Genomic DNA, 21,211 nt, shown 5'->3' with positions numbered 1-21,211 from the left:
TTTGGCATCGGAGCGTTTTTGATGAGAAAACTTTTTATATTTTTTATAGTTTCTGTTTATCTAATTGCTGCAGAGCATATTGCCAGGATAGAACCCTATGAGATCTATTCTTTTAAATCTGCCGTCAGCGGAAAAGTTGTATTTGCTAATATCGATAAAGAGGGCAGTGTGGCCACTAAAGAGGCTATCATAAAAATTGATAGCTATCTTGACAAAGAACAGCTGAAAAAGAGCCTAAACAGGTTTAAAAATCTTGAAAAAATTTACAAAACAAACGTAGAGATAGAGAAAAATCTGGAAAAATTGGCAAAAATAAAAAAGAGCAATTTTGAGAGAATAAAAGATCTCAAAACAAAATCTAAATTTGAAAAAGATCTGAAGCTTGCCGAATATATTGCTGCCGACAATCAACTTCTATCACAAAGAGAGAAAATTGAAAACCTCAAAAACCAGATTGATGATGTTTTATATCAGATAGAGCAGCTAAAAGATTCGATTTCCAAAAAAAATGTAACGGCCGAAGGGCTTTATATATATAAAATCTATGTGAAAAAAAATGATTTTGTCAATCCTGGAGCAAAACTTTTCGATGCTGCCGATATTTCGAAAGGGAAAATCATCATCTATCTATCTGCAGAGGAGCTTGAAAATATCGAAAACAAAAAGATATATATAAACGGAAAAGAGACAAACTACAAAATTTCCAAAATATGGAGAGTCGCCGATAATGTTCATATTTCTGCATACAGAGCGGAAATAGTAGTCGCTACTCCAGAAGTTTTTTCCGTTTTAGCAAAAGTAGAACTCAAATAGAAAGGAAGAATTTTGGCTGAAAAAATCAAAACGGCTTGTCCATTGGACTGTTACGATGCATGTTCAGTGATATATATGGACGGGAAACTAAAAGGTGACAAAAACCATCCTGTTACTCGTGGTTTTCTCTGTCCCCATCTCAATAATTATCATAAATACAAAGTTTTAGAAAAACCGAAATTCCGAGGAAAAGAGATATCTCTCGAAAAGGCTGTAAGTATACTTGCGGAAAAACTCAAAAGCGTGAAGCCCGAAAATGTCCTTCATTTCAGAGGAAGCGGAAATCTCGGCAAGATGCAGGAGGTGACCGATCTCTTTTTCGCAAAATACGGCGCTGTGTTGACAAAAGGTTCACTTTGCGATGCAGCAGGACAATTGGGTATTGAAAACGGGCGCGGAAGAAATATAATCCTTCCCGTAGAACAGATAGAAAAGAGTGAGCTTGTCGTTGTCTGGGGAAGAAATATACCCGTAACCAATTCTCATATGCTACCCTTTTTAAAAGATAAGATTATTGCTGTTATAGACCCTATAAAAACAGATTTTGCAAAAAGGGCAAATATCCATCTACAGATAAATCCAGGCACCGACCTGGAGCTTGCCAATATGATGGCGAGATTTACCATAATGCAAAATGAAGAGGCGGAAGAGTTTGTTGAAGAGTTTTGTGAAGATTTCGACTATTATTATGATTATCTCAAATCTTTCAGAATTGTAAGGACGGTTGAGAAAATAGGTGTGGATATTTTAGAGATAATGACACTGCAAGAGCTCATGAAAGATCTTAAAACCGTTTTTCTTGTAGGAAACGGTGTTCAAAAATACTCAAACGGTACAGATACTATAAGAGCAATCGACTCTCTTGCCGCAACACTCGGACTTTTCGGAAAAGAGGGATGCGGAGTATCGTTTCTTGGAGACACATCGGCAGGGCTGGAAAACCCTTTCGCCGTAGAGGCAAAAAGAGTAAACAAGGCGGTAGTTGATTTTGGAAATTACGATCTTTGCTTCATACAGGGAGCAAATCCGGCAAACCAGAATCCTGCTTCAAAAGATGTAAGAGAAGGGCTTGAAAAGAGTTTTACAGTATATTTCGGTCTCTATGAGAATGAAACAAGCGAACTTTCCGACCTTGTAATACCTGCAAAGAACTTTTTGCAAAAAAGTGATATGAGGTTCAGTTACGGGCATGAGTATGTCTCTTTTTTGCCAAAAATCGAAGAGAATGAGAATGCTTTAAGCGAATATGAACTGACAAAAAAGCTTTTTGACATTTTTGGATTCGAGGGGCTTAAAAGCGAAGAGGAGTATCTGAATATTTTCAAATCGCAGCTTATCGAAGAGGAAGGACTTTACAAGATACCCGTTTATGAAAAAATTCCTTATAAAGAGGGTTTTTATACTGATGAAGAGAAATTTCTTTTCATAGAGGAGAGCGAAGAGGGTTCGCTTCATGAAAAAGAGGGGCTGTGGCTTATTACTCCAAAATCGAAAAAATCCCTGAACAGTCAGTTTGAAAGAGAAAAATATGCCTATCTTCACCCTTCACTCGGAATAAAAGAGGGCGAGAAAGTCAAAATATCCTCTGAATATGGAGAATATATATTTGAGACAAAAATTGATGACTCTTTGAAAGAAAACACTGTACTGATATACAGCGGAACTGCGGGAGTGAATTTTATTACCCCCAGAAAAACGGATGAGTATGGAAACGGTGCGGTTTTTCAGGAAGTCAAACTCAAAATCGAGAGAGTATAAAATAACGATAAACTATCAAAGGGGTGAAAATGAATTTAGAGCAAGTTGACAAAAAGTATCTGCTCCATACATATGCAAGAAACTATGTAAATTTCAAAAGAGGGACAAACGCTACTCTTTTTGACGAAAAAGGAGACGATTATATCGATTTTACGAGTGGTATTGGTGTTGTAAGTGTGGGACATGGAAACAGAAGACTTGCAGATACCATATGCGAACAGGCAAAAAACATTATTCATATTTCAAATCTATATCTTATAGAACCACAGGCACTTTTGGCTCGGAAACTTGTCGAGCTTTCAGGCTATGATATGAGACTCTTTTTTGCCAACAGCGGAGCCGAAGCGAACGAAGGGGCTATAAAGATAGCCAGAAAATATGGTGAAGTTGACGGTGAGGTAAAAAGATATAAGATAATCACCCTCAAATACTCATTTCACGGAAGGACAATAACGGCGCTCAAAGCAACCGGGCAGGAGGCGATGCATACCTATTTCGGCCCTTTTCCTGACGGTTTTGTTTATGCAGAGTCGATAGAAGAGATAGAGTCTCTGATAGACGACCATACGGTAGCGGTAATGATAGAGCTTGTTCAGGGAGAAGGCGGAGTAGAGCCACAGGATAAAGAGAAAGTCCAGGCTTTGTCTAAGATGCTTAAAGAAAAAGATGTTTTGCTTATAGTTGATGAGGTTCAAACAGGTATATACAGAACAGGTGAGCTTCTTGCATCAAATCTTTACGAAATCGAACCGGATATCATAACCCTCGCAAAAGGGCTTGGCGGCGGTGTTCCGATAGGGGCAATAATGACAAATCTGAAAGATATCTTCAAACCGGGCGACCATGGAAGCACATTTGGAGGAAACTATCTATCCTGTGCAGCGGCAAACGAGGTTATAGATATCCTGGAAGAGGAGAAATCGGACGGGACACTTGATGAAAGAATAATATATTTTGAGGAGAGACTCAAAGAGATAGAAAGAGACTATCCACATCTGTTTGAGAAAAGCGTAGGGCTCGGACTGATGAGAGGGCTTCGGGCAAGAAGCAGTGATATTTTGTCTGCTGTTGTCAAGAAATCTTTTGAAAAAAGAGTTTTGGTACTCAAAGCAGGAAGAAATACGGTCAGATTTCTGCCTCCTCTTACTATTTTCAAAGAGGAGATGGCTGAAGGCATAAAAAGGTTCAGAAGTGCGCTTGACGAGATTTAATGCTCTGTTTTTTTCTATTTTTGTCTCTTTGTATGCAACAGGGGAGAATATACTTTCCGATTTGAAAAAAGAGGGTTTCAAGCTGGAGTATGAGAAGAGCGAGGTAGAATCTAAGAAGCTCAGGGACAGCTGGATAAATCCGATCAATATGAGTTACATAAAATCAAAAAGCGACCAGTATGGACTTAATCAGGAAAACGATACATTCAGAATTTCAGTAGATCAGCCGATTTTTAAAAGCGGCGGTATCTATTTTGCCATCAAGTATGCCGAGGCGGCACGACAATTCAGCCATCTGTCCGTAAAAGAGCAGGAGAGGAGGCTGATAAAAGAGGCTATAAATATATTAATTAATATCAAGAAAGCTGACCTACAGATAGAGAAGCAGAAGCTTTTGATAAAAAACGCAAAGTTAGATGTGATAAGAAAAAAAGAGCAGTATCTGAGCGGTTTTCTTGACAGCGGTTTTCTTGATCAGGCTATTATCAACAAAAATGCACAAGAAATTGCTCTTATTGGACTTTTAAGTCAAAAAGAGGAATTGCTGAAAAGTTTTAAAAATATAAGCGATGCTGATCCGTATAAGCTGAAAATCCCTAAATTCAGCCTGATTGAAGAGGAGAGTTTTTTATCGAAAAATATCACTCTTTCAAAACTGGATGAAGATATCAAACAAAAAAATTATTTTAAAAAAATGACTGTTGCAAGATATCTGCCCTCATTTTCTCTGACAGGAAGCTATGTGGAGCAGAAAACCAAAGGTTCATTTTTTCTTCCGCCCGGGAAAGAGAGTTATAAAGAGTATGGATTTAAAATCACTATGCCGCTGTTTGATATTAACAGTTTCAGGAATATTGAGTCGACCAAGCTTGATTATCTCAAAGCAAAAATCTCCCTTAAAGATTCTGCTAGGGCGGAAAAAAATCTCTACTTTGCAACAGTAAAAAAACTGAAACTAATAGATAGAAAAATAGAGTTGAGTGATGAAGATTTCCGTCTTTACGACAGGCTGTTAAAAGAGACCCGCGAACAGTTTAATGCAGGTGAAAAGACAGAATATGACGTAATGACGATAAAAAATTCAAGAGATATAAAAGAGATCGACAAAAAGATATATCTGCTTGAAAAGCAGATTGAGCTTCTAAACCTTTATGAAAAGATGGAAAAATGACTAAATTTGGCGAATTTATGAAAGATTGGCTCTATGGGGCTGATGGATACTACCAAAAATACAAGGCGATAGGTAAAGAAGGGGATTTTTATACTGCGGTCAGTTCCAGCCGTTTTTTCGGAGGAAGCATAGCAAACTATCTTATAACCCTTATAGATGAAGGGACGGTGCCAGAAGATACACTTGTGTGCGAGATAGGGGCACATAAAGGGTACCTTTTGGCTGATATCGTGCAGTTTATATATACTTTGAGGCCCTCTTTGCTTGAGACTTTGAGATTCGGTATAGTAGAGCCGTTTGAAAACTTAAGGAAGGTGCAAAAAGAGTATTTTGAAAACTCTTTCGGTGAGACAATAGCTCTTGAACATTTTGAAAGCCTTGGGAGCATGAGTGAAAAAAGCGGTTTTGTTGTTGCAAACGAGATATTCGATGCGTTTGCCTGCGAACTTGTATATAAAGGGCAGATGGGCTATGTTAAGGATTTTACGATCAGGTTTGAAAAGATAGATACAGATATAAAAAGGATTGCCGAAAAATACGGCATCATAAAAGGCGAAATCGCTCTAGGATATGAAGAGTTTGCAAAAGAGCTATACAATGCATTTGAAAAAGTCGAGTTTGTGACATTTGACTACGGTGATCTTGAAGCAAGAAACGATTTTTCTATCAGAGTTTATAAAAAACATGAAGTCTATCCGCTTTTTGATGAAAAACTTGATATCAAAGAGGTGTATAAAAGAGCTGATATTACCTACGATGTAAACTTTTCTCATCTGATAGATGCTTTTATAGGGGCAGGTTTCAGTAAAAAAGCCTATAAAACACAACTTCTGGCACTGGTGGACTTTGGTTTGACAGAGCTTTTGGATATGCTTAAAAACAGAGTGCCTGAAAATGTCTATATTCGAGAGGCAAACAAGGTAAAAACTCTGATACATCCGGCAATGATGGGTGAGAGGTTCAAAATGCTGTCGGTTACAAAGTAGGAGAAAATTTTTATTATATGATAAGAGACTATGTAATATATTAAAAACAGTATCTAAAGAAAAAGCGGAAAATGTAAATGAAAAAAAGTATTATAATATTTTTGATTTCTGCTGTATGTATGATCGCGGATGTCAAAAACGGCTGGACACCGTTGCATGATGCTATTTTTGCAGGCAATCTTGAAAAGGCTCAGTCTCTGCTTGACAAAGGTGCGGACATTGATGCAAAAAGCAAAGCGGGGATTTCGGTACTGCATATTGCAGTGAAGCTGAGAAAACCAGACCTAGTAAAGTGGCTTGTAGAACACGATGCAGACATAGATATACAGGATAATAACGGACTTACTCCACTGCATTATGCGGTTGGACAAAAAAGGCTGAAAATTGTCAAATACCTTGTAAATCACGATGCAGATATAAATATAAAGAATATTTACGGTATAACTCCTCTGCACCAGGCAGCTTACAGCGGAGATATAGATATCATAGAATTTCTGATAGACAGAGGTGCAGACCCCAACACTTTGAACTCAAGCGGAAACAATCCTTGCCAGCTTGCATATGCAAAAAGAAGATGGGGAGTGGTGAGTATACTGAAACCTATAACCGAGGGAGAATGCGAATGAAAGTTGTAATAAACGGCGAAACAAAAAATTTTAATGATGAAAAAACATTACAGTCTATTATAGAAGAGCTTAAAGTGGCAGATAAGGTTATGGCTATAGCCGTAAATATGGAGATAGTCAAAAAAGAGAAATGGAACGAGTTTGTTCCCAAAGAGGGAGACAGGATAGAGATGCTGAATTTTGTAGCAGGAGGATAAGTTGTAATTATCTGATACAGAGGGTTACAAAGTATAATTGATTTTTTCTATAACAGCTACTGCCACAGCATACTCTCCATCATGTGAGATGGAGAGTGACGTGTCAGTTATCTGATGTTTTTCGGTAATTTTTGAAGATAACATAAAATTTGGAGCTCCGCTTTTTTCTTTGTAAATAGTTATATCGTGAAAAGAGAGCTCACTTCCTATACCTGTTTTAAGCGCTTTTGCGATCGCTTCTTTTGCTGCCCAGAAGCCTGCTGCAGTTACAGGTTTTTTGACAAGTTTTATCTCTTCATCTCTTAAAAATTTTTTTAGTGCTTTATCACCGTACTTTTCAATAAACTTTTCTATTCTCGATACTTTTACAAGATCTATTCCAATCACAGCAAAACCTTCATTTTATCTCATAAGATATGTTTAATTTTATCATTTTTTTGATAAAATCAACAGATAAAAACGGTAAAGGCGGTAAATGGAAAGTTTTTTGGCCGTTTTAGGTCATCCTTTTGTTCTGTTCTACAGAAGTCTTGAAAAATTTGGTGCATTTTTACTTTTTCAGATAAAACTTTTGCCACTTTTTCTTACTCCGCCCTATAGGATAAAAGAGACATTCAAACAGATAGAGATTATAGGTATAGGCTCCTTTTTTGTTATATTTCTTACAGCGCTTTTTACCGGCCTAGTTGAAGCGATACAGCTTTATCAGGGATTTCACAGATTTAATGCCGAAAATTTCATGGGTTATACTATATTTGTATCAATTTCAAAAGAGTTGGGTCCGGTTTTTGGCGCATTGATGCTGACAAGCCGTGCTATAAGCGCTATGGCTGCAGAGCTTGGAACTATGAGAGTGACAGAACAGATAGATGCGATAGATACTCTTGCAATCGATTCGAAAAAATTTCTTTTGATTCCACGTATTATTGCGACAACAATCTCTTTACCGATACTTGTTATCGTCTTTGTTTTTGTGGCAAATCTAAGTGCATACATAATAGCCACATACGCTTTGGGCGTAAACCCTACGGCGTATAAAAATACTGTTACTATGTATCTGGATTTCAGCGATATAGGTACAGGTATCATCAAGGCTTTCGTTTTCGGATATCTCATCAGTACAATAGGCTCTTATATCGGATATTTTACGAGAGGAGGAGCCAGAGGGGTGGGACTTTCCACTACAAGAGCGGTTGTGTTTTCAGCTATGACTATATTTGCTGCCAACTATTTCCTCTCTGCAGTTTTCTTGTATCTTGATTGGTAGAAAGAAGCAGCAAACTAAAACAGTACACTTTTTTTAAATTTTTTCAAAAAGTTCAATCACACTTCTCAATTCCAAGTTTTTTGAGCAGATCTTCGAAAAAACTGCCTGCTTTTTTATCATAGTCGTCGTGAAACTCTATGATATATTCTCCATGCTCCATATCCCTGGGACATACTGTTATCTGCGGAGAAACTTTATGTTTTGGAATCAGGTCATTGACAATATTGCATATTGCTTTTTTCTCATCTATATTTTCGTAATCTAGCTCAAGCCTTGAGTATCTCTCTTCCATTTGGATATGAGCTTTGCAATCTTTGGGCATATGGACTCCTTTTTATTTTCATTTACTAATTTTTTTGATTTTTTTTCCTATTCGGTGAATTGGCGTCTCACATCCAATCGATGATTTTTGATACTTCTTCTACCTTATAACATTTTATTCCTGCCGATTCAAGCGGTTTGGATGGAACTATTGCTTTTTTAAATCCCTGCATTGCAGCTTCTTTGAGGCGATTGTCGAGCATATGAATATCCCTGATGTCACCGGTTAGTCCAACTTCTCCCAAAAATATAGTCTCGCTTCCCAGCGGTCTGTTTCTAAAACTGCTCAAAATCGCTGCTATGACTGCAAGGTCAGCTGCGGTTTCTGTTATTTTTATGCCGCCGGCTATATTTATAAAGACGTCATATTGGTTAAAAGGCAGATCCAGTTTCTTTTCAAGAAGTGCCAGCAGCATTGTCAGGCGGTTCGTATCAAATCCGGTTGCGCTTCGTTTTGGATTTCCGTAGCTACTTTCACTCACAAGTGCCTGAACTTCAAGAAGCAGAGGTCGGCTCCCCTCCATAACTACTGTTATAGCTGAACCTGCCTGAAGTCTGTTTTTTGAAAAAAACTTCGAAGATATATCTTTTGCACTTACAAGACCCTCTTTTGTCATTTCAAAAATACCCACTTCGCTGATCGAGCCGAAACGATTTTTAAAACCTCTGAGGATTCTCAGATCTTTTGAACTCTCTCCTTCAAAATAAAGAACCGTATCTACCATATGTTCGAGTACCCTGGGACCTGCAATAGAACCCTCTTTTGTGATATGTCCTATAATAAAAACAGCTATTTTTGTTGCCTTTGCTATCCTCATCAGATCAAAGGTTACAGTTCTTACCTGTGAGACAGTCCCGGGAGCGGAGGCAACCTCTTCGGAAAATATTGTTTGAATAGAGTCGATGACTAAAAGCTCATACTTTTGATTTGAAAGTTCACTAAGTATATCTTCAAGTTTGATTTCAGGAAGAAGATAGAGATTGGGATGATTTGCGTCTATTCTGTTGGCTCGGATTTTTATCTGCCCTTCGGACTCTTCTGCGCTTACATAGAGCACTTTTTTCCCGCTTTTTGCAATATTTGCACACATTTTAAGAAGAAGAGTCGATTTGCCTACCCCAGGGCTTCCTCCTATAAGAACAAGACTCCCGGGGACTATACCCCCACCCAGAACAAGATCTAGTTCTCTGTCACCGGAGGGAAATCTACTGACAAGATCCTCTTTTATCTGGGTTATAGGACTGGCTTTTGTTTTTTTGCCTGACGAATCTATCTGCCTGCTTATCTTTATCTGCTCGTCACTGAGTTCTTCGAAAGAGTCCCAAGCACCGCAATTTACGCACTTGCCCATCCATTTTGAGCTTTTGTAGCCGCAGGCCTGACATTCGAAAACGCTTTTTTTCTTTGCCATATATCAGCTTGCTTCTTTTTCTTCTGGAGTGTAGATTTCATCAAGGATAGTCTTGACAAACTCTTTGGGACTGAACTCTATCAAATCCTCTTTTTTTTCTCCCACACCGACAAAAAGTATAGGAAGACCAAGTTCGTAGGATATGCTAAAAAGTGCGCCTCCTTTGGCTGTGCCGTCAAGTTTTGTTATGATGATACCGTCGATACCTACCATCTCGTTGAAGGCTTTTGCCTGGTTTATTGCCGAGTTTCCCTGTGTTCCGTCAAGAATCAATATTTTTCTGTGAGGAGCTTCCGGCATCGCTTTTGAGCATACTCTGACTATCTTTTTAAGTTCATTTGCAAGGTTTGTCTGGGTATGAAGTCTTCCTGCAGTATCTATAAGTACTCTGTCTATACCTCTGGCTTTTGCAGCCTCGATTGTATCGAATGCCACTGCGGAAGGATCGTGTCCCTGTTTTGTATAAACAATGGGAATATCCAATTTTTCTGCCCATCTTACAAGCTGTTCTATTGCAGCTGCTCTGAATGTATCCGCAGCACCCAAGATTACACTTTTCCCTTCCTTTTTATATCTATAGGCAAGCTTCGCTATAGTAGTTGTTTTTCCGGCACCGTTTACACCGAGGATCAGCTCCACAAAGGGTTTTGCATCTATTTTAGTTTCGGGAACCTCTTTGAAGAGTGATAGAAGTGCAGTTTCAAGTTGTTCTCTTTTTATCTCTTTTGGCAGAGAATCGAGAATCTTCTCTATCAGATCATACTCCATATCCGCTTCTATGAGTATCTCTTCAAGAGTCTCTTTGTCGATTTTCTCTTTTTTCTGAGGAGCTACCGATTTTATGGTTTCAAGTGTTTTTTTCAGCCCCTTTTTGATAAATCCTATCATCTATTCTCCCAAAGCCTTTTTGATATCGCTCTCTATCATCTCTTCGGGAACAGCTCCCAGATAGTGTGTTATATATTTGCCGTCTTTGAAAAGAGCCATAAGAGGAATAGGCATATTTTTCGGGGCCTGTACTGCAGCATATACAAGCTGTGCAAGGGCATGGTTTGTATTTGAGTCGTTGGAGACAAAATAGTTGATTTTGTACTGTTCAATAAAACTTTTCAACTCTTCCGGATTTTTGTTTTCTTCAAGAAGGACCCCTATAATCACCAGCTTATCTTTGTATTTGTTCTGAAGGTTTACCAGATGGGGTATGGAGGCTTTGCATGGGGGACACCAAGTGGCAAAAAAGTCAAGAAAAATTATTTTGTCTTTGAGCTGATCCGATTCGATGCCGTTATCTCCGGCTTTAAGTTCGATACTCTTTCCGTTTATATCTTTGAGTACAAACTTCATTTCGACACTTTTTCGGGTCTGTGTCTGTTGAGTTGTTGATTCTGTTTTTGGAGTTGCGACTAGTTTGCTTTCGTCTTCCTTCTTTTCGCACCCGCTTATAAAAGCTACAAGAGCCACTGCTGCCAATAAATTTACAAATTTCATTTTCTTCCTTTGAGATGTATTTTGATAAAATAGAGTAAAACAGCATTTACTCAATGAAAATATCCAACGTAAATTAAACTATTATTATAAATAAACAAGGCTTAAAAAATGAATCAAAAATCAAAAAAAGAGATTTACAGGCAAAAATGTATAGAAAAACTAAAAAAAAACAGAGGAGTGAAAAAACGTAAACTTGATAAAGAGTTGAATAAAAGACTTTCAAGTATTATAGATAAAATAAATCCGCAATCGCTGCTTCTTTATACTCCTTTGAGTTTTGAGCCGGATATTACAGAGATATTTAAAAGATATCGAGGCAAAAAAACTATTTTCGTTCCGTTTATGGAAGGAAAAAGTTTTAAAATGGTAAAATATCGATTGCCTCTTCATAAGAAAAGATTTGGTATAAAAGAGCCGTCCAACTCATTTTTCGGGTTGGCAAAAATAGATTTGGCCGTTGTTCCTGTCATCGGGGTAGACAGGGATTTTAGAAGGCTGGGATTTGGCAAAGGAATGTATGACAGGTTTTTTGCAAAACTAAATTACAGACCTGTCGTTATATTTGTCCAGATAAAAAAATGTTTTATAGATGAAAAAATCACAGATATTTACGATGTAAAAGGAGATTTTTTAATTACCCCGTTTGAAATAAAAAAGATAGGGGACCGTAATGTGGTTAGAAATACTGGTGGGAAGCTCTGCAGCCATTATTGGCGGTGCAGCAGGCTTTTTGATAGCAAAAAGAGCGGAAAGAAGCAAATATGAACTTTATGTCGAACAGGCAAAAGCAAAAGCAAAGGCGATAGAACACGAAGCTGAAATTATTCTTCAAAATGCCCAGATCAAAGTAAAAGAAGCTGAACTACAGGCAAAAAAAGAGTACGAAGACAAACTTTCTCAGATAAAAGAGGAGTATGATAAACGTTTTGCCGAACTTATGAAAAAAGAGGAGTCTTTGAAACAGATGTTCAAAGACGAGCTTAAACACATAACTCTTGAGAGACAGGATATCAAATCAGAAAGAGAAGAGGCGGAAAAACTCAAACAGGAAGTCGAGAACCTTAAACAGGAATATTTACAAAAGCTTCAAGAAACAATCAAAATTCTCGAAGAGCATGCAGGATTAACTATTGAAGAGGCAAAAGAGCTGGTTCTTCAAAAGGCGGAAGAAGAGGCTAGAGCGGATATAGCTCATATAGTCAGAAAATATGAGAATGAAGCAAAAAGTGAAGCAAAAAGAAGAGCCAACTATATTCTTGCACAGGCTACAACGAGATATGCCGGCGAGTTTGCTGCCGAAAGGCTTATCAATGTTGTAAATCTTCCAAGTGACGAGCTTAAAGGAAGAATTATCGGGAAAGAGGGTAGAAACATCAAAACTCTCGAAATGCTTTTAGGCGTTGATATAATCATTGACGATACGCCGAATGCAATAATATTGAGCAGCTTCAATCTCTACAGAAGGGCAATTGCCACAAAAACAATACAGCTTCTTGTAGAAGACGGCAGAATTCAGCCTGCCCGTATAGAAGAGATTTACGAAAAGGTAAAAGAAGAGTTTGAAGAGCAGCTTATCGAAGAGGGTGAAAATATAGTCATAGACCTTGGCATAGGGCATGTGCATCCGGAACTTGTAAAGTTGATAGGAAGACTCAAGTTCAGAGCAAGTTACGGACAAAATGCGCTTGGTCATTCGCTTGAAGTTGCATATTTGGCGGGTATAATGGCAGCCGAAATGGGAGGAGATGAAACTCTTGCCAAAAGAGCAGGTCTACTTCACGATATAGGAAAAGCTTTGACGCATGAGTATGCAGGCAGCCATGTTGATCTTGGCGGAGAGATATGCAAAAGATATAAAGAAGACCCTGTTGTAATAAATGCTATCTATGCACACCACGGACATGAAGAGCCTAAAAGTGTAGAAGCTGCGGCTGTTTGTGCGGCTGATACTCTTTCAGCAGCCAGACCCGGTGCAAGAAGAGAAGTTCTTGAAAGCTTCCTAAAACGTGTCCAGGAAGTCGAAGAGATAGCTATGAATAAACCCGGTGTAAAACAGGCATATGCTATAAACGCCGGACGGGAAGTCAGGGTAATAGTAAACGCTAGTCTTATCAATGATGACGAGGCCGTGCTTCTTGCAAAAGAGATAGCCAAAGATATTGAAGGAAATGTTCAATATCCAGGAGAAGTAAAAGTTAACGTTATAAGAGAGAGTAGGGCGGTAGATTTTGCCAGATAATCCAGTCGTTAGTCTTTTTTAGACTAGCGACTAAATTTAATCCACTTTTTTATCAATGATTCTGCTCATCTGCATGCATAATCGAATCATCATACGGATCAAGATGGATTGTTATGTGCCATTTTGCATTCGGATCTATCTTTTTTATCTCCTCTTCTATTTTGTCAGAAACTTTGTGAGCAGCAAGCAAAGGAATTTCAGGAGTAAAAACAAGATGAACGTCTACAAAATTGAAAGGTCCTGATTTTCTGGTTTTTAAATAGTGATAGTCTGTAATTTCAGGTTCCTCTTCTATGATTTTTCTGATTTTCTCTACAACCTCTTCTTCCAAAGATATATCCATAAGCATTAGAACTCCTTCTTTTATGAGACCAAATGCCGAATAGATTATGTATATAGCGATAAGAATACCGAATATTGCATCAATAATATGAAAATCTGTAAAATATACTATTGCAAGTGAAAGTAAAACAGCGGAGTTACTCAAAAGGTCTGTCTTATAGTGCAGAGCATCGGATTTTACAACCATATTTCCAGTCTTCTTATAAACATATGTGAGATATGCCACAAGACCACCCGTGAGTATTATCGATATGACCATTACCGCAATAGAGCTTCCAAGATATGACAACTCTTTTTGTTCGATGATATTTTTTACCGCTTCATAAAAGATAAAGAGGCCTGACATGGTTATGATTGTTCCCTCTATTACTGCGGCGAGGGCCTCTATCTTTCCAAGGCCGTAATTGAACTTTTCACTTGGCGGTTTTTCAGCATTGTGAAGTGCAAAATAGTTGAACATAGATACAAAAATATCCAAAATTGAATCAATTGCCGATGCCAAGACGGCGACTGAACCGCTCATAATACCGATAACAAGTTTTATAATTACAAGTATTCCCGCAACTATACTTGCTATTACCGTTGCACCTTTTTGCAGTGTCATTTAATGCCCTTTGCCGAGTTTAAAACCGCAATTCTAACAAAAATTTTCTTTAGAAGACTTTTTTTCAATTTTTACAATCTGAGGACGGAGTGTTATATCGGTAATAACTGTACCTTCTCTTGCCGTTAATATATACTCTACCGTGTCACTTATACATTTTGGAGTAATATAGCTTAGGGGATCTTTTGATGTTGAAAACCGAAGTTCGTCGTAAAAGGGAGTTTTTGTCATATCCGGATTTATGCTGACAACTTTTACGCCGCTTTTTCTGACCTCTTCAAACAGAGAAAGGCTAAAGTGTCTGAGTCCCGCTTTAGTTGCAGAATAAGCAGCGGAAAAACGGCTGTTTTTAATTGCTTCTATGGATGATATATTGATAATGAAGCCTTTTGTTTTTTTTAGATTTTTTAAAAGAAGTTTTGTAATGATCAAAGGGGCTTTGAGATTTGTATCTATAAGCTGCTCAAGACTTTCAACAGATATATCTTCATAAGGCCCGAACAGTCCGAACCCTGCGCTGTTTACAAGCACGTCGAAAAGGGTGTGTTTGTTTAGATCCGATATGACAGAATTCACTGTTTTTGTGCAGGATAGATCGAGTTCTACTTTTATAAAATTTTCATCTTCTATTGTTAATTTTTCGAAATCTCTTGCAACACCATATACTTTATAATTCATATCAAGCAGTTTCAAAGCAATCGCTTCGCCAATACCGGAAGTTGCTCCCGTTACCAAAGCTGTTTTCATAAGTATTCCTTTAAAAGCTTTTCAATAATATTCATATTTTTTAATATCAAATCAGAAACGCTCTCTTTCTTTATTTTTTCTGGTTCAAAATGGTCGGAAATGACTTTTAATAAAACAGGTTGGATTCTAAATTTTTTGGCAACTTCAACAATCGCACTTGCTTCCATATCCGCCAGATCATATTTTATTGTCTTTTTCATTTCAGTAGAAACAGTTATGCATGATGCTTTTTTTATTTTTGGTGTTGGCTTTAAATGAAAAACCTTATTTGAACAGCTATCTACCGATTTTTCAATACAAACTATTTCACCTATATCGAAAGATTCTCTGCCTGCGGCGATACCTATGTTGAAAATTTTGCCTTTTTCTGAAGGATAAATGGTCAATATATGTGCTACAGCCGCTGCGGCAGATATCTTGCCTATACCTGATACTACAAGAGCTATATTTTCAGTTGCAAAGAGTGCAAAGGGCTTTTTTTGAACAGGTTTTAGGGAAAACTTCTCAATGACGGGTACTGCTTCGGCATAAAGAGCAGTTACAATGTAGATCAAGATATATCCTTAAATATAACGGTTTTTTGATTTTAGAAAATATATTTATATGACAAAACGGTCAAAATTTTTTTGCTCAATTTTTCCATGCTTTCATAATATCTTTTCGTTGCAGTAGCTTTTTTATCATATCAAAAAACGATTTTGAAAATACTTTAGATCAGGGAACAGTTTATAGAAATATATAGGTTTTTATGAGACTTTTATAGAGCTTTCTAGTTTTAGAGTGTAAAGAAATTGTCAAGAAACTATCTATAAATTTTTGATTTTTTTCAGAGATAATTTTATTTAGCGACAGAAAGTTTAGAACTGAAATATAAGGAGGAAAAGATGAAGAAAGTTGCGACTCTTTTTGTCACTCTATTTTCATTTGCCGTAGCTTCGCCGATTGAGAGTTATATGCAAATGCTTGAAGAGATAGCAAAAAAGGAGAATCACAATTTTAAAGGTTTCGATGCAAAAAGAGGTGAAAAGATTTTCTTTTCAAAACATATTGGAAAAAGAGGTAAAGAGATTTCATGTGCCAGTTGTCATACGGATGATTTAACAAAGCCGGGTGAAAATATATTTACAGGGAAAAATTTAGAGCCTCTTTCTCCAAAGGTTAATCCAAAGCGACTTAGCAGTGTTAAAAAGGTGAAAAAGTGGCTTAAAAGAAATTTTAAAGATGTTTACAAAAGAGAGGGAACGGCGCAGGAAAAGGGCGATGTGCTTATGTTTATACTATCAAAATAAAAAAAGGAGGAGAAGATGAAAAAGTATCTGATATTTGTAATAGTTGCAGGGGTGTTTTTGGGCAGTGGTGTTTCAATCATAGCGGATGATGATGAATATAAAAGAGACAGGATAAAAAAAGAGCGTTCTATATATGAACAAAAACATGAATACAGACTGAAATCAAGGTATGCAGAAGACAACGAGCATGAAGATGATGAAAATGATGAAGATGATTATAAAGAATCAAAGAGAATAAAAAAGTATGAAAATGTAACTAAAACCAGTCAGGAATACAGACTTTATAAAGAAGAGTGCGGTTCGTGTCATATGGCGTATCAACCGGAATTTTTGTTAAAAAGATCCTGGGAAAAGATGATGCAAACTCTTGAAGATCACTTTGGAACGGACGCTTCTTTGGAAGGAGAAGAGTATAAAAAAGTTTATGAGTATCTAATGAAAAATGCTGCAGATTCTAAAAGGGTTAGAGGTGAGTTTAAGGAGATTGCAAAAAGTATCGCTGGATATGAGACTCCTCTAAGAATCAGCGAAACATACTATTTTAAAAAAGAGCATAGAAAAATACCGGCAGAACTCGTAACACAAAAAGAGGTAAAAAGTATAGCAAACTGTGGTGCATGCCATAAAAGGGCACAGGATGGCATCTATTCTGAAAGAGATATTTTTATTCCAAATTACGGAAAATGGGACGACTGATTTTTTTATTTTAAGGAGATGATTTGAGAGCGTATATCTGGACATTACCGACAAGGCTTTTCCATTGGATGCTTGCTTCATATATTGTATTCTCTTTTTTCTCTTCGGAGATTGAGAATCTATTGAAGATTCATGTAGCTTTTGGTTATGGTGTGGGTATACTTTTGTTTTTTCGATTTATTTGGGGATTTATAGGCCCAAAATACTCCAGGTTTTCCGACTGGCCTCTTGGCTTGAATGATTTAGTTGAGTTTATAAAAGCAACAGTACATTCTAAAAATACTTTTGCGGGACATAATCCCGCAGCCTCTTTTGTAATGGCAGCAATATTGATAACGGCTTTTTTATCTGTGACAAGCGGGATATTGGCATACGGGGTGCAGGAGGGACGAGGGATCTTTGCTTTTCTTAATAACTCTTTTTTCAAAGAGATGGATCTGTTTGAGGAAATACATGAATTTTTTGTAAATATACTTTTTATATTGATATCTATGCATCTTGTAGGTCTCTTTGTTGACTGGGTTTTACATAAAGAGACCGGGACGGTAAGCTCTATGATAAACGGATATAAAAATATAAGGGCCGAAGATTCTAAACTGAACGCTTTTCAGAAGCTTTTTGCTGCAGTTTTTTTAACTTTTTCTTTAATATTTCCGATTTATATTTTTTGGTCAGACTCGATCTTTACCAAAAGTCGTTTTTCAGTGATAGATTTTGAAAAAGAAAACTCTCTTTTTGTGGAAGAGTGTGCTTCGTGTCACACTCTGTATCCACCATTTTTACTTCCTTCTAATTCATGGAAAAAAGTAATGGCCGGTCTGGAAGACCATTTCGGCGATGATGCCTCTTTGGATAGAGAGGATAAAGAGAAAATAGAGTCTTTTTTAGTAGAAAATTCTGCAGATGTATCAACAAAAGAGGCTGCATTTTATATAAAGGAGTCATTAACGGGCAAAAAGGATATAATATCTATTACCGAGACATCTTACTGGAAAGAGAAACATAAAAATATTCCGGAACGTATATTCAGGTCAAAAAGTGTAAAAAAATCTTCAAATTGTAAGGCTTGTCATAAAAATATTGAAAGAGGTTTTATCGAAGATCATAATATAGAAATTCCAAAGGCTTGATATGAAATTTTTACTTATTATATTTATCTCGCTGGTCGTATCTGTTGCAGATCACGATAATGAGTATAAATATTATGAGACACATATGCCCAGAGATTTGGGTTTTTTGAATTTAAATGAAAAACAGAGAGAGGCTATAAGAGAAGTGTTATCAAAAAATGCAGAAAGTCTTGAAAAACTGCATGAAAGTGAAGAAAAAACGGAGAAAAGACTCAAAAAAATTTTTTTACAAAAAAAGTTTGATAGAGAAAAGTTCGAAAATGAGCTTTTAAAGCTTAAAAAAAGAGCAGTTAAAATAGAGGCTGAAATGTTTGAAAAAATTCATAAGATTTTGACACCTGAACAAAGAGAGCGTTTTATAGAGTATATGGAGGAGTGGGAAGTTGAGTAGAAGAGTGCTTTTGATTGAGGATGATAAACAGATGAAAGAGTTAATAACTGATTATCTAAGCGGTTACGGTTATGAAACTGTATCTTTTTCCGATCCTAAAGCTGCGCTTGAAAATTTTTCGAAACACTCGTATGATATAGTTATTCTGGATCTAATGCTTCCAAAGATGGATGGATTTGATGTATGTAAAAAGATCAAAGAGTTTTCCGATATTCCGGTTATTATCTCCTCAGCAAGAGGAGATATAGGAAACAAGATACATGGATTCGAACTTGGTGCAGATGATTATCTTGCAAAACCTTATGAACCGAGAGAACTGGTACTCAGAATAGAAGCGGTATTAAGAAGAGTTCAAAAAAGCGGAAGAGTGAAAATTTCCGATTTTGAAATTGATGAGTCCGGAAAAGAGCTTTATATGGATAATTATCCTATCGAGTTGACAAAAGTGGAGTTTCAAATCTTTTCTTATCTATTGAAAAACAGAAATAAAGTGGTCTCTAGAGAACAGATAATAAATGCTACGTCTCTTCCATACGATACCAAAAGCAGAACAGTCGATATGCATATTAGTAATATCAGGCACAAAATAGGAGATGATCCCAAAAAACCGAAATATATAAAATCGGTATGGGGAATAGGATATAAATTTATTGGATAAATCGAATGTCTATTAGAAAAAAAATTACTCTTCTTTTTATTTTCAGTCTGTTAGTTATGGTGTCAATTGCCTTCTGGGCGGAAATGACAACAGAAAGAAAAAATGAGACTATTCAAATAAACAGATATATGTCAGAGGCAAAAGAGATAATCTCACTAATTGCCAAAGGTAAAAGAAACAGACTTGAAAAAAGATTAAATGAACTAGGGTTGAGAATTATAGATAAAAAAAGTATGACAGATTATGAAACAGTCTTTAAAAAACCCCATACTTTCGGTGAAATAAAAATATTAAAAAGATCAAACAGATTTTATCTTTTTATAAGATACTTAGATGTTAATTTATTGCTTTATGATACGGCCCAAGAAGAGATACAAAAAGAGAGGCTTATAACAAATACTCTTATATTTTTGGATATTGCTGTTTTAGTATTTATATATACAATAATTATAAAAATTTTGTCTCCTATAAATGATATATCATCAAAAATGAGAGAGATTTCAAAAGGCGATTTTAATGCGAGAGTAGATGTAAAAAGTACAGATGAGATAGGAGATATGGCAAAAAGCTTCAATGAAATGGCTTCAAAGTTACAAAAGGTACTAAACTCCAAAGAAGAGTTGATAAGAGATGTGGGACATGAGCTGCGAACTCCTATAGCAAAAGGAAAATTTGCTCTTGAGATGATAGATGACAGTAAAGGAAAAGAGATAATAAAAAGAGCTTTTGAAGAGCTGGAGTCATTGACAGCCGAAATTTTGTATATACAGATGATGGAAGATAAAGATAGTCTAAAAAAAGAAAAGTTTAAAATAAGCACACTTATACTCGAAGCACTATCAAAGACAAATATAGAAAATGAAGAAGATATAACTGTAAAAGTTTTAGAAGATTTTGATGTTGAGGGAGATTTGCACTATCTATCCATTGCATTAAAAAATCTGATAGACAACGCTTTGAAATATTCTGAAAAAAAGCCGATTGTTATTGAGGCAGATTGTGGAAAAGTTAGCGTTTTAAATGATGGGAAAAGGCTTGATAAAAGTTTGAGTTATTATATTCAGCCTTTTGTTCGTGAAGAAAAAAGAGAAGAGGGGTTTGGTTTGGGACTAAATATTGTATATAAAGTGCTCAAAAAGCATAAATTTGTTTTGAAGTATGATTATCAAGAGGGGAAAAATAGGTTTACAATTGTTTTTTTTGATAATGAACGCGGGCAAATGCCCGCTAATGCTTAAGGAGCCAATTTACAAAATGGTGTGTAATTTCCCTTTTTGTCTTTGTATTTGACTATTATCTCTTTTTTTGAGTTTAGCCTTTCCGCCATTTTTTTAAAGGTCTCTTTTTTGCTCACATATACTTCATGTCCGCAAGCATTGAATTTTGCACAACTATCGCCTGAATCGATATTTTTCTCACAAAGAGATTGATCATGATATGCAGGTTTGAGTTCTCCACCTATATCTACCTGAAAATATGCGTCACTCGCAAACAAAAAACCGGAAATCCCAACTCCCAAAAGAGCAATTGCAAATTTTTTCATTACATTTCCTTTCTGTTTGATTGAAAAATGATACCAGATTATTTAAAATAAATCAAACAAAAAATTATAATAATTATAAACTTTGATTAACTATACGACTATGTTAAATCTTTTTCAAAAACTGAGTCTTTAAAACAATGGTGCTTTTCCCGATACGGCACTCTACTTCATTGGCTTTTGAGGTAAGTCTGATGTTTTTTATCTTCGTGCCTCTTTTGAGAGTTCCGGAGGTTCCTTTTATCTTTAGATCTTTTATAACCTGAACAGTATCGCCTTCATTTAGAATATTACCGTTGCTGTCTTTAGGCATATTCGCTCCTTT

The 21,211-nt window shown here is 36.5% G+C and carries 26 protein-coding genes; 16 read left to right on the top strand and 10 right to left on the bottom strand.

Going from position 1 to position 21,211, the window contains the following annotated elements:
• Positions 1-21: 21 nt before the first annotated feature.
• The 7 genes from EPR_RS05400 to thiS all read left to right on the top strand — a co-directional run bounded on the left by EPR_RS05400 (position 22) and on the right by thiS (position 6,762).
• Positions 22-813, top strand: coding sequence for a hypothetical protein (locus EPR_RS05400; protein WP_200762237.1), 792 nt, complete (start codon positions 22-24; stop codon positions 811-813).
• Positions 814-825: 12 nt separating this feature from the next.
• On the top strand, positions 826-2,571 hold the full coding sequence (locus tag EPR_RS05395) for a molybdopterin-containing oxidoreductase family protein (RefSeq protein ID WP_200762236.1): 1,746 nt from the start codon (positions 826-828) through the stop codon (positions 2,569-2,571).
• Between the two features lie 29 nt (positions 2,572-2,600).
• A complete protein-coding gene (locus tag EPR_RS05390; protein ID WP_200762235.1) occupies positions 2,601-3,782 on the top strand; it encodes an aspartate aminotransferase family protein in 1,182 nt (393 codons plus the stop codon).
• Positions 3,769-4,953, top strand: coding sequence for a TolC family protein (locus tag EPR_RS05385; RefSeq protein ID WP_200762234.1), 1,185 nt, complete (start codon positions 3,769-3,771; stop codon positions 4,951-4,953). Before EPR_RS05390 ends, EPR_RS05385 begins: the two co-directional genes overlap by 14 nt.
• Complete coding sequence (locus EPR_RS05380; RefSeq protein ID WP_200762233.1) at positions 4,950-5,939, top strand: SAM-dependent methyltransferase; 990 nt, start codon at positions 4,950-4,952, stop codon at positions 5,937-5,939. Before EPR_RS05385 ends, EPR_RS05380 begins: the two co-directional genes overlap by 4 nt.
• A gap of 77 nt (positions 5,940-6,016) precedes the next feature.
• Positions 6,017-6,565 (top strand): ankyrin repeat domain-containing protein, encoded by a 549-nt coding sequence (locus tag EPR_RS05375; RefSeq protein ID WP_200762232.1) that lies wholly within the window; start codon positions 6,017-6,019, stop codon positions 6,563-6,565.
• Positions 6,562-6,762, top strand: a complete 201-nt coding sequence (gene thiS, locus EPR_RS05370) for a sulfur carrier protein ThiS (protein ID WP_200762231.1) — start codon at positions 6,562-6,564, stop codon at positions 6,760-6,762. The genes EPR_RS05375 and thiS overlap by 4 nt, the downstream gene beginning before the upstream one ends.
• Positions 6,763-6,786: 24 nt before the next feature.
• Here the strand turns inward: thiS and acpS are convergent, their stop codons facing one another.
• Positions 6,787-7,149 carry a holo-ACP synthase gene (acpS, locus tag EPR_RS05365; RefSeq protein WP_200762230.1) on the bottom strand — a complete coding sequence of 121 codons (363 nt, stop codon included), beginning with the start codon at positions 7,147-7,149 and terminating at the stop codon, positions 6,787-6,789.
• Between the two features lie 88 nt (positions 7,150-7,237).
• On the opposite strand from acpS, the gene EPR_RS05360 reads away from it, so the two are divergent.
• A complete protein-coding gene (locus tag EPR_RS05360; RefSeq protein WP_200762229.1) occupies positions 7,238-8,029 on the top strand; it encodes an MlaE family ABC transporter permease in 792 nt (263 codons plus the stop codon).
• A gap of 52 nt (positions 8,030-8,081) precedes the next feature.
• Here EPR_RS05360 and EPR_RS05355 read toward each other — a convergent pair whose 3' ends face one another.
• The 4 genes from EPR_RS05355 to EPR_RS05340 form a co-directional block, all read right to left on the bottom strand.
• A complete protein-coding gene (locus EPR_RS05355; RefSeq protein WP_200762228.1) occupies positions 8,082-8,351 on the bottom strand; it encodes a hypothetical protein in 270 nt (89 codons plus the stop codon).
• A 67-nt stretch (positions 8,352-8,418) separates the two neighbouring features.
• A complete protein-coding gene (gene radA, locus EPR_RS05350) occupies positions 8,419-9,762 on the bottom strand; it encodes a DNA repair protein RadA (RefSeq protein WP_200762227.1) in 1,344 nt (447 codons plus the stop codon).
• A 3-nt stretch (positions 9,763-9,765) separates the two neighbouring features.
• Positions 9,766-10,650, bottom strand: coding sequence for a signal recognition particle-docking protein FtsY (gene ftsY, locus EPR_RS05345; RefSeq protein ID WP_200762226.1), 885 nt, complete (start codon positions 10,648-10,650; stop codon positions 9,766-9,768).
• Positions 10,651-11,250: a TlpA family protein disulfide reductase gene (locus EPR_RS05340; RefSeq protein ID WP_200762225.1), complete on the bottom strand. Its 600-nt coding sequence runs from the start codon at positions 11,248-11,250 to the stop codon at positions 10,651-10,653.
• A 108-nt stretch (positions 11,251-11,358) separates the two neighbouring features.
• On the opposite strand from EPR_RS05340, the gene EPR_RS05335 reads away from it, so the two are divergent.
• Together EPR_RS05335 and rny are read left to right on the top strand one after the other, a co-directional pair.
• Positions 11,359-12,015, top strand: coding sequence for a 5-formyltetrahydrofolate cyclo-ligase (locus tag EPR_RS05335; protein WP_200762224.1), 657 nt, complete (start codon positions 11,359-11,361; stop codon positions 12,013-12,015).
• Positions 11,921-13,489, top strand: a complete 1,569-nt coding sequence (gene rny, locus EPR_RS05330) for a ribonuclease Y (RefSeq protein ID WP_200762223.1) — start codon at positions 11,921-11,923, stop codon at positions 13,487-13,489. The genes EPR_RS05335 and rny overlap by 95 nt, the downstream gene beginning before the upstream one ends.
• Positions 13,490-13,541: 52 nt before the next feature.
• Here the strand turns inward: rny and EPR_RS05325 are convergent, their stop codons facing one another.
• Genes EPR_RS05325 through EPR_RS05315 form a run of 3 tightly spaced genes read right to left on the bottom strand, consistent with a single transcriptional unit; the run spans position 13,542 to position 15,736 of the window.
• Positions 13,542-14,435: a cation diffusion facilitator family transporter gene (locus tag EPR_RS05325; RefSeq protein ID WP_200762222.1), complete on the bottom strand. Its 894-nt coding sequence runs from the start codon at positions 14,433-14,435 to the stop codon at positions 13,542-13,544.
• Between the two features lie 33 nt (positions 14,436-14,468).
• Positions 14,469-15,182: an SDR family oxidoreductase gene (locus EPR_RS05320; protein WP_200762221.1), complete on the bottom strand. Its 714-nt coding sequence runs from the start codon at positions 15,180-15,182 to the stop codon at positions 14,469-14,471.
• Positions 15,179-15,736 (bottom strand): 5'-methylthioadenosine/S-adenosylhomocysteine nucleosidase family protein, encoded by a 558-nt coding sequence (locus EPR_RS05315; protein WP_200762220.1) that lies wholly within the window; start codon positions 15,734-15,736, stop codon positions 15,179-15,181. The genes EPR_RS05320 and EPR_RS05315 overlap by 4 nt, the downstream gene beginning before the upstream one ends.
• Before the next feature lie 330 nt (positions 15,737-16,066).
• On the opposite strand from EPR_RS05315, the gene EPR_RS05310 reads away from it, so the two are divergent.
• The 6 genes from EPR_RS05310 to EPR_RS05285 are packed head-to-tail and all read left to right on the top strand — an operon-like array spanning position 16,067 to position 20,584.
• Complete coding sequence (locus EPR_RS05310; RefSeq protein WP_200762219.1) at positions 16,067-16,471, top strand: DUF1924 domain-containing protein; 405 nt, start codon at positions 16,067-16,069, stop codon at positions 16,469-16,471.
• 15 nt (positions 16,472-16,486) lie between these two features.
• Positions 16,487-17,167, top strand: coding sequence for a diheme cytochrome c (locus EPR_RS05305; RefSeq protein WP_200762218.1), 681 nt, complete (start codon positions 16,487-16,489; stop codon positions 17,165-17,167).
• Positions 17,168-17,190: 23 nt separating this feature from the next.
• Positions 17,191-18,297, top strand: coding sequence for a cytochrome b/b6 domain-containing protein (locus tag EPR_RS05300; RefSeq protein WP_200762217.1), 1,107 nt, complete (start codon positions 17,191-17,193; stop codon positions 18,295-18,297).
• 1 nt (position 18,298) lies between these two features.
• A complete protein-coding gene (locus tag EPR_RS05295) occupies positions 18,299-18,688 on the top strand; it encodes a Spy/CpxP family protein refolding chaperone (RefSeq protein WP_200762216.1) in 390 nt (129 codons plus the stop codon).
• A complete protein-coding gene (locus EPR_RS05290; RefSeq protein WP_234697086.1) occupies positions 18,681-19,346 on the top strand; it encodes a response regulator transcription factor in 666 nt (221 codons plus the stop codon). The genes EPR_RS05295 and EPR_RS05290 overlap by 8 nt, the downstream gene beginning before the upstream one ends.
• Positions 19,347-19,351: 5 nt before the next feature.
• On the top strand, positions 19,352-20,584 hold the full coding sequence (locus EPR_RS05285) for an ArsS family sensor histidine kinase (RefSeq protein ID WP_267905521.1): 1,233 nt from the start codon (positions 19,352-19,354) through the stop codon (positions 20,582-20,584).
• Here the strand turns inward: EPR_RS05285 and EPR_RS05280 are convergent.
• Positions 20,581-20,889, bottom strand: a complete 309-nt coding sequence (locus EPR_RS05280) for a hypothetical protein (RefSeq protein ID WP_200762214.1) — start codon at positions 20,887-20,889, stop codon at positions 20,581-20,583. The two genes, EPR_RS05285 and EPR_RS05280, sit on opposite strands and share 4 nt — an antisense overlap.
• 103 nt (positions 20,890-20,992) lie before the next feature.
• Complete coding sequence (locus EPR_RS05275; protein WP_200762213.1) at positions 20,993-21,199, bottom strand: alkylphosphonate utilization protein; 207 nt, start codon at positions 21,197-21,199, stop codon at positions 20,993-20,995.
• Positions 21,200-21,211 lie beyond the last annotated feature (12 nt).

It is taken from the genome of Nitrosophilus alvini, assembly GCF_015100395.1.
GTDB lineage: Bacteria > Campylobacterota > Campylobacteria > Campylobacterales > Nitratiruptoraceae > Nitrosophilus > Nitrosophilus alvini.
The sequence above is the reverse complement of the archived record's forward strand: the minus strand, read 5'-3'. Positions and strand labels throughout refer to the sequence as shown.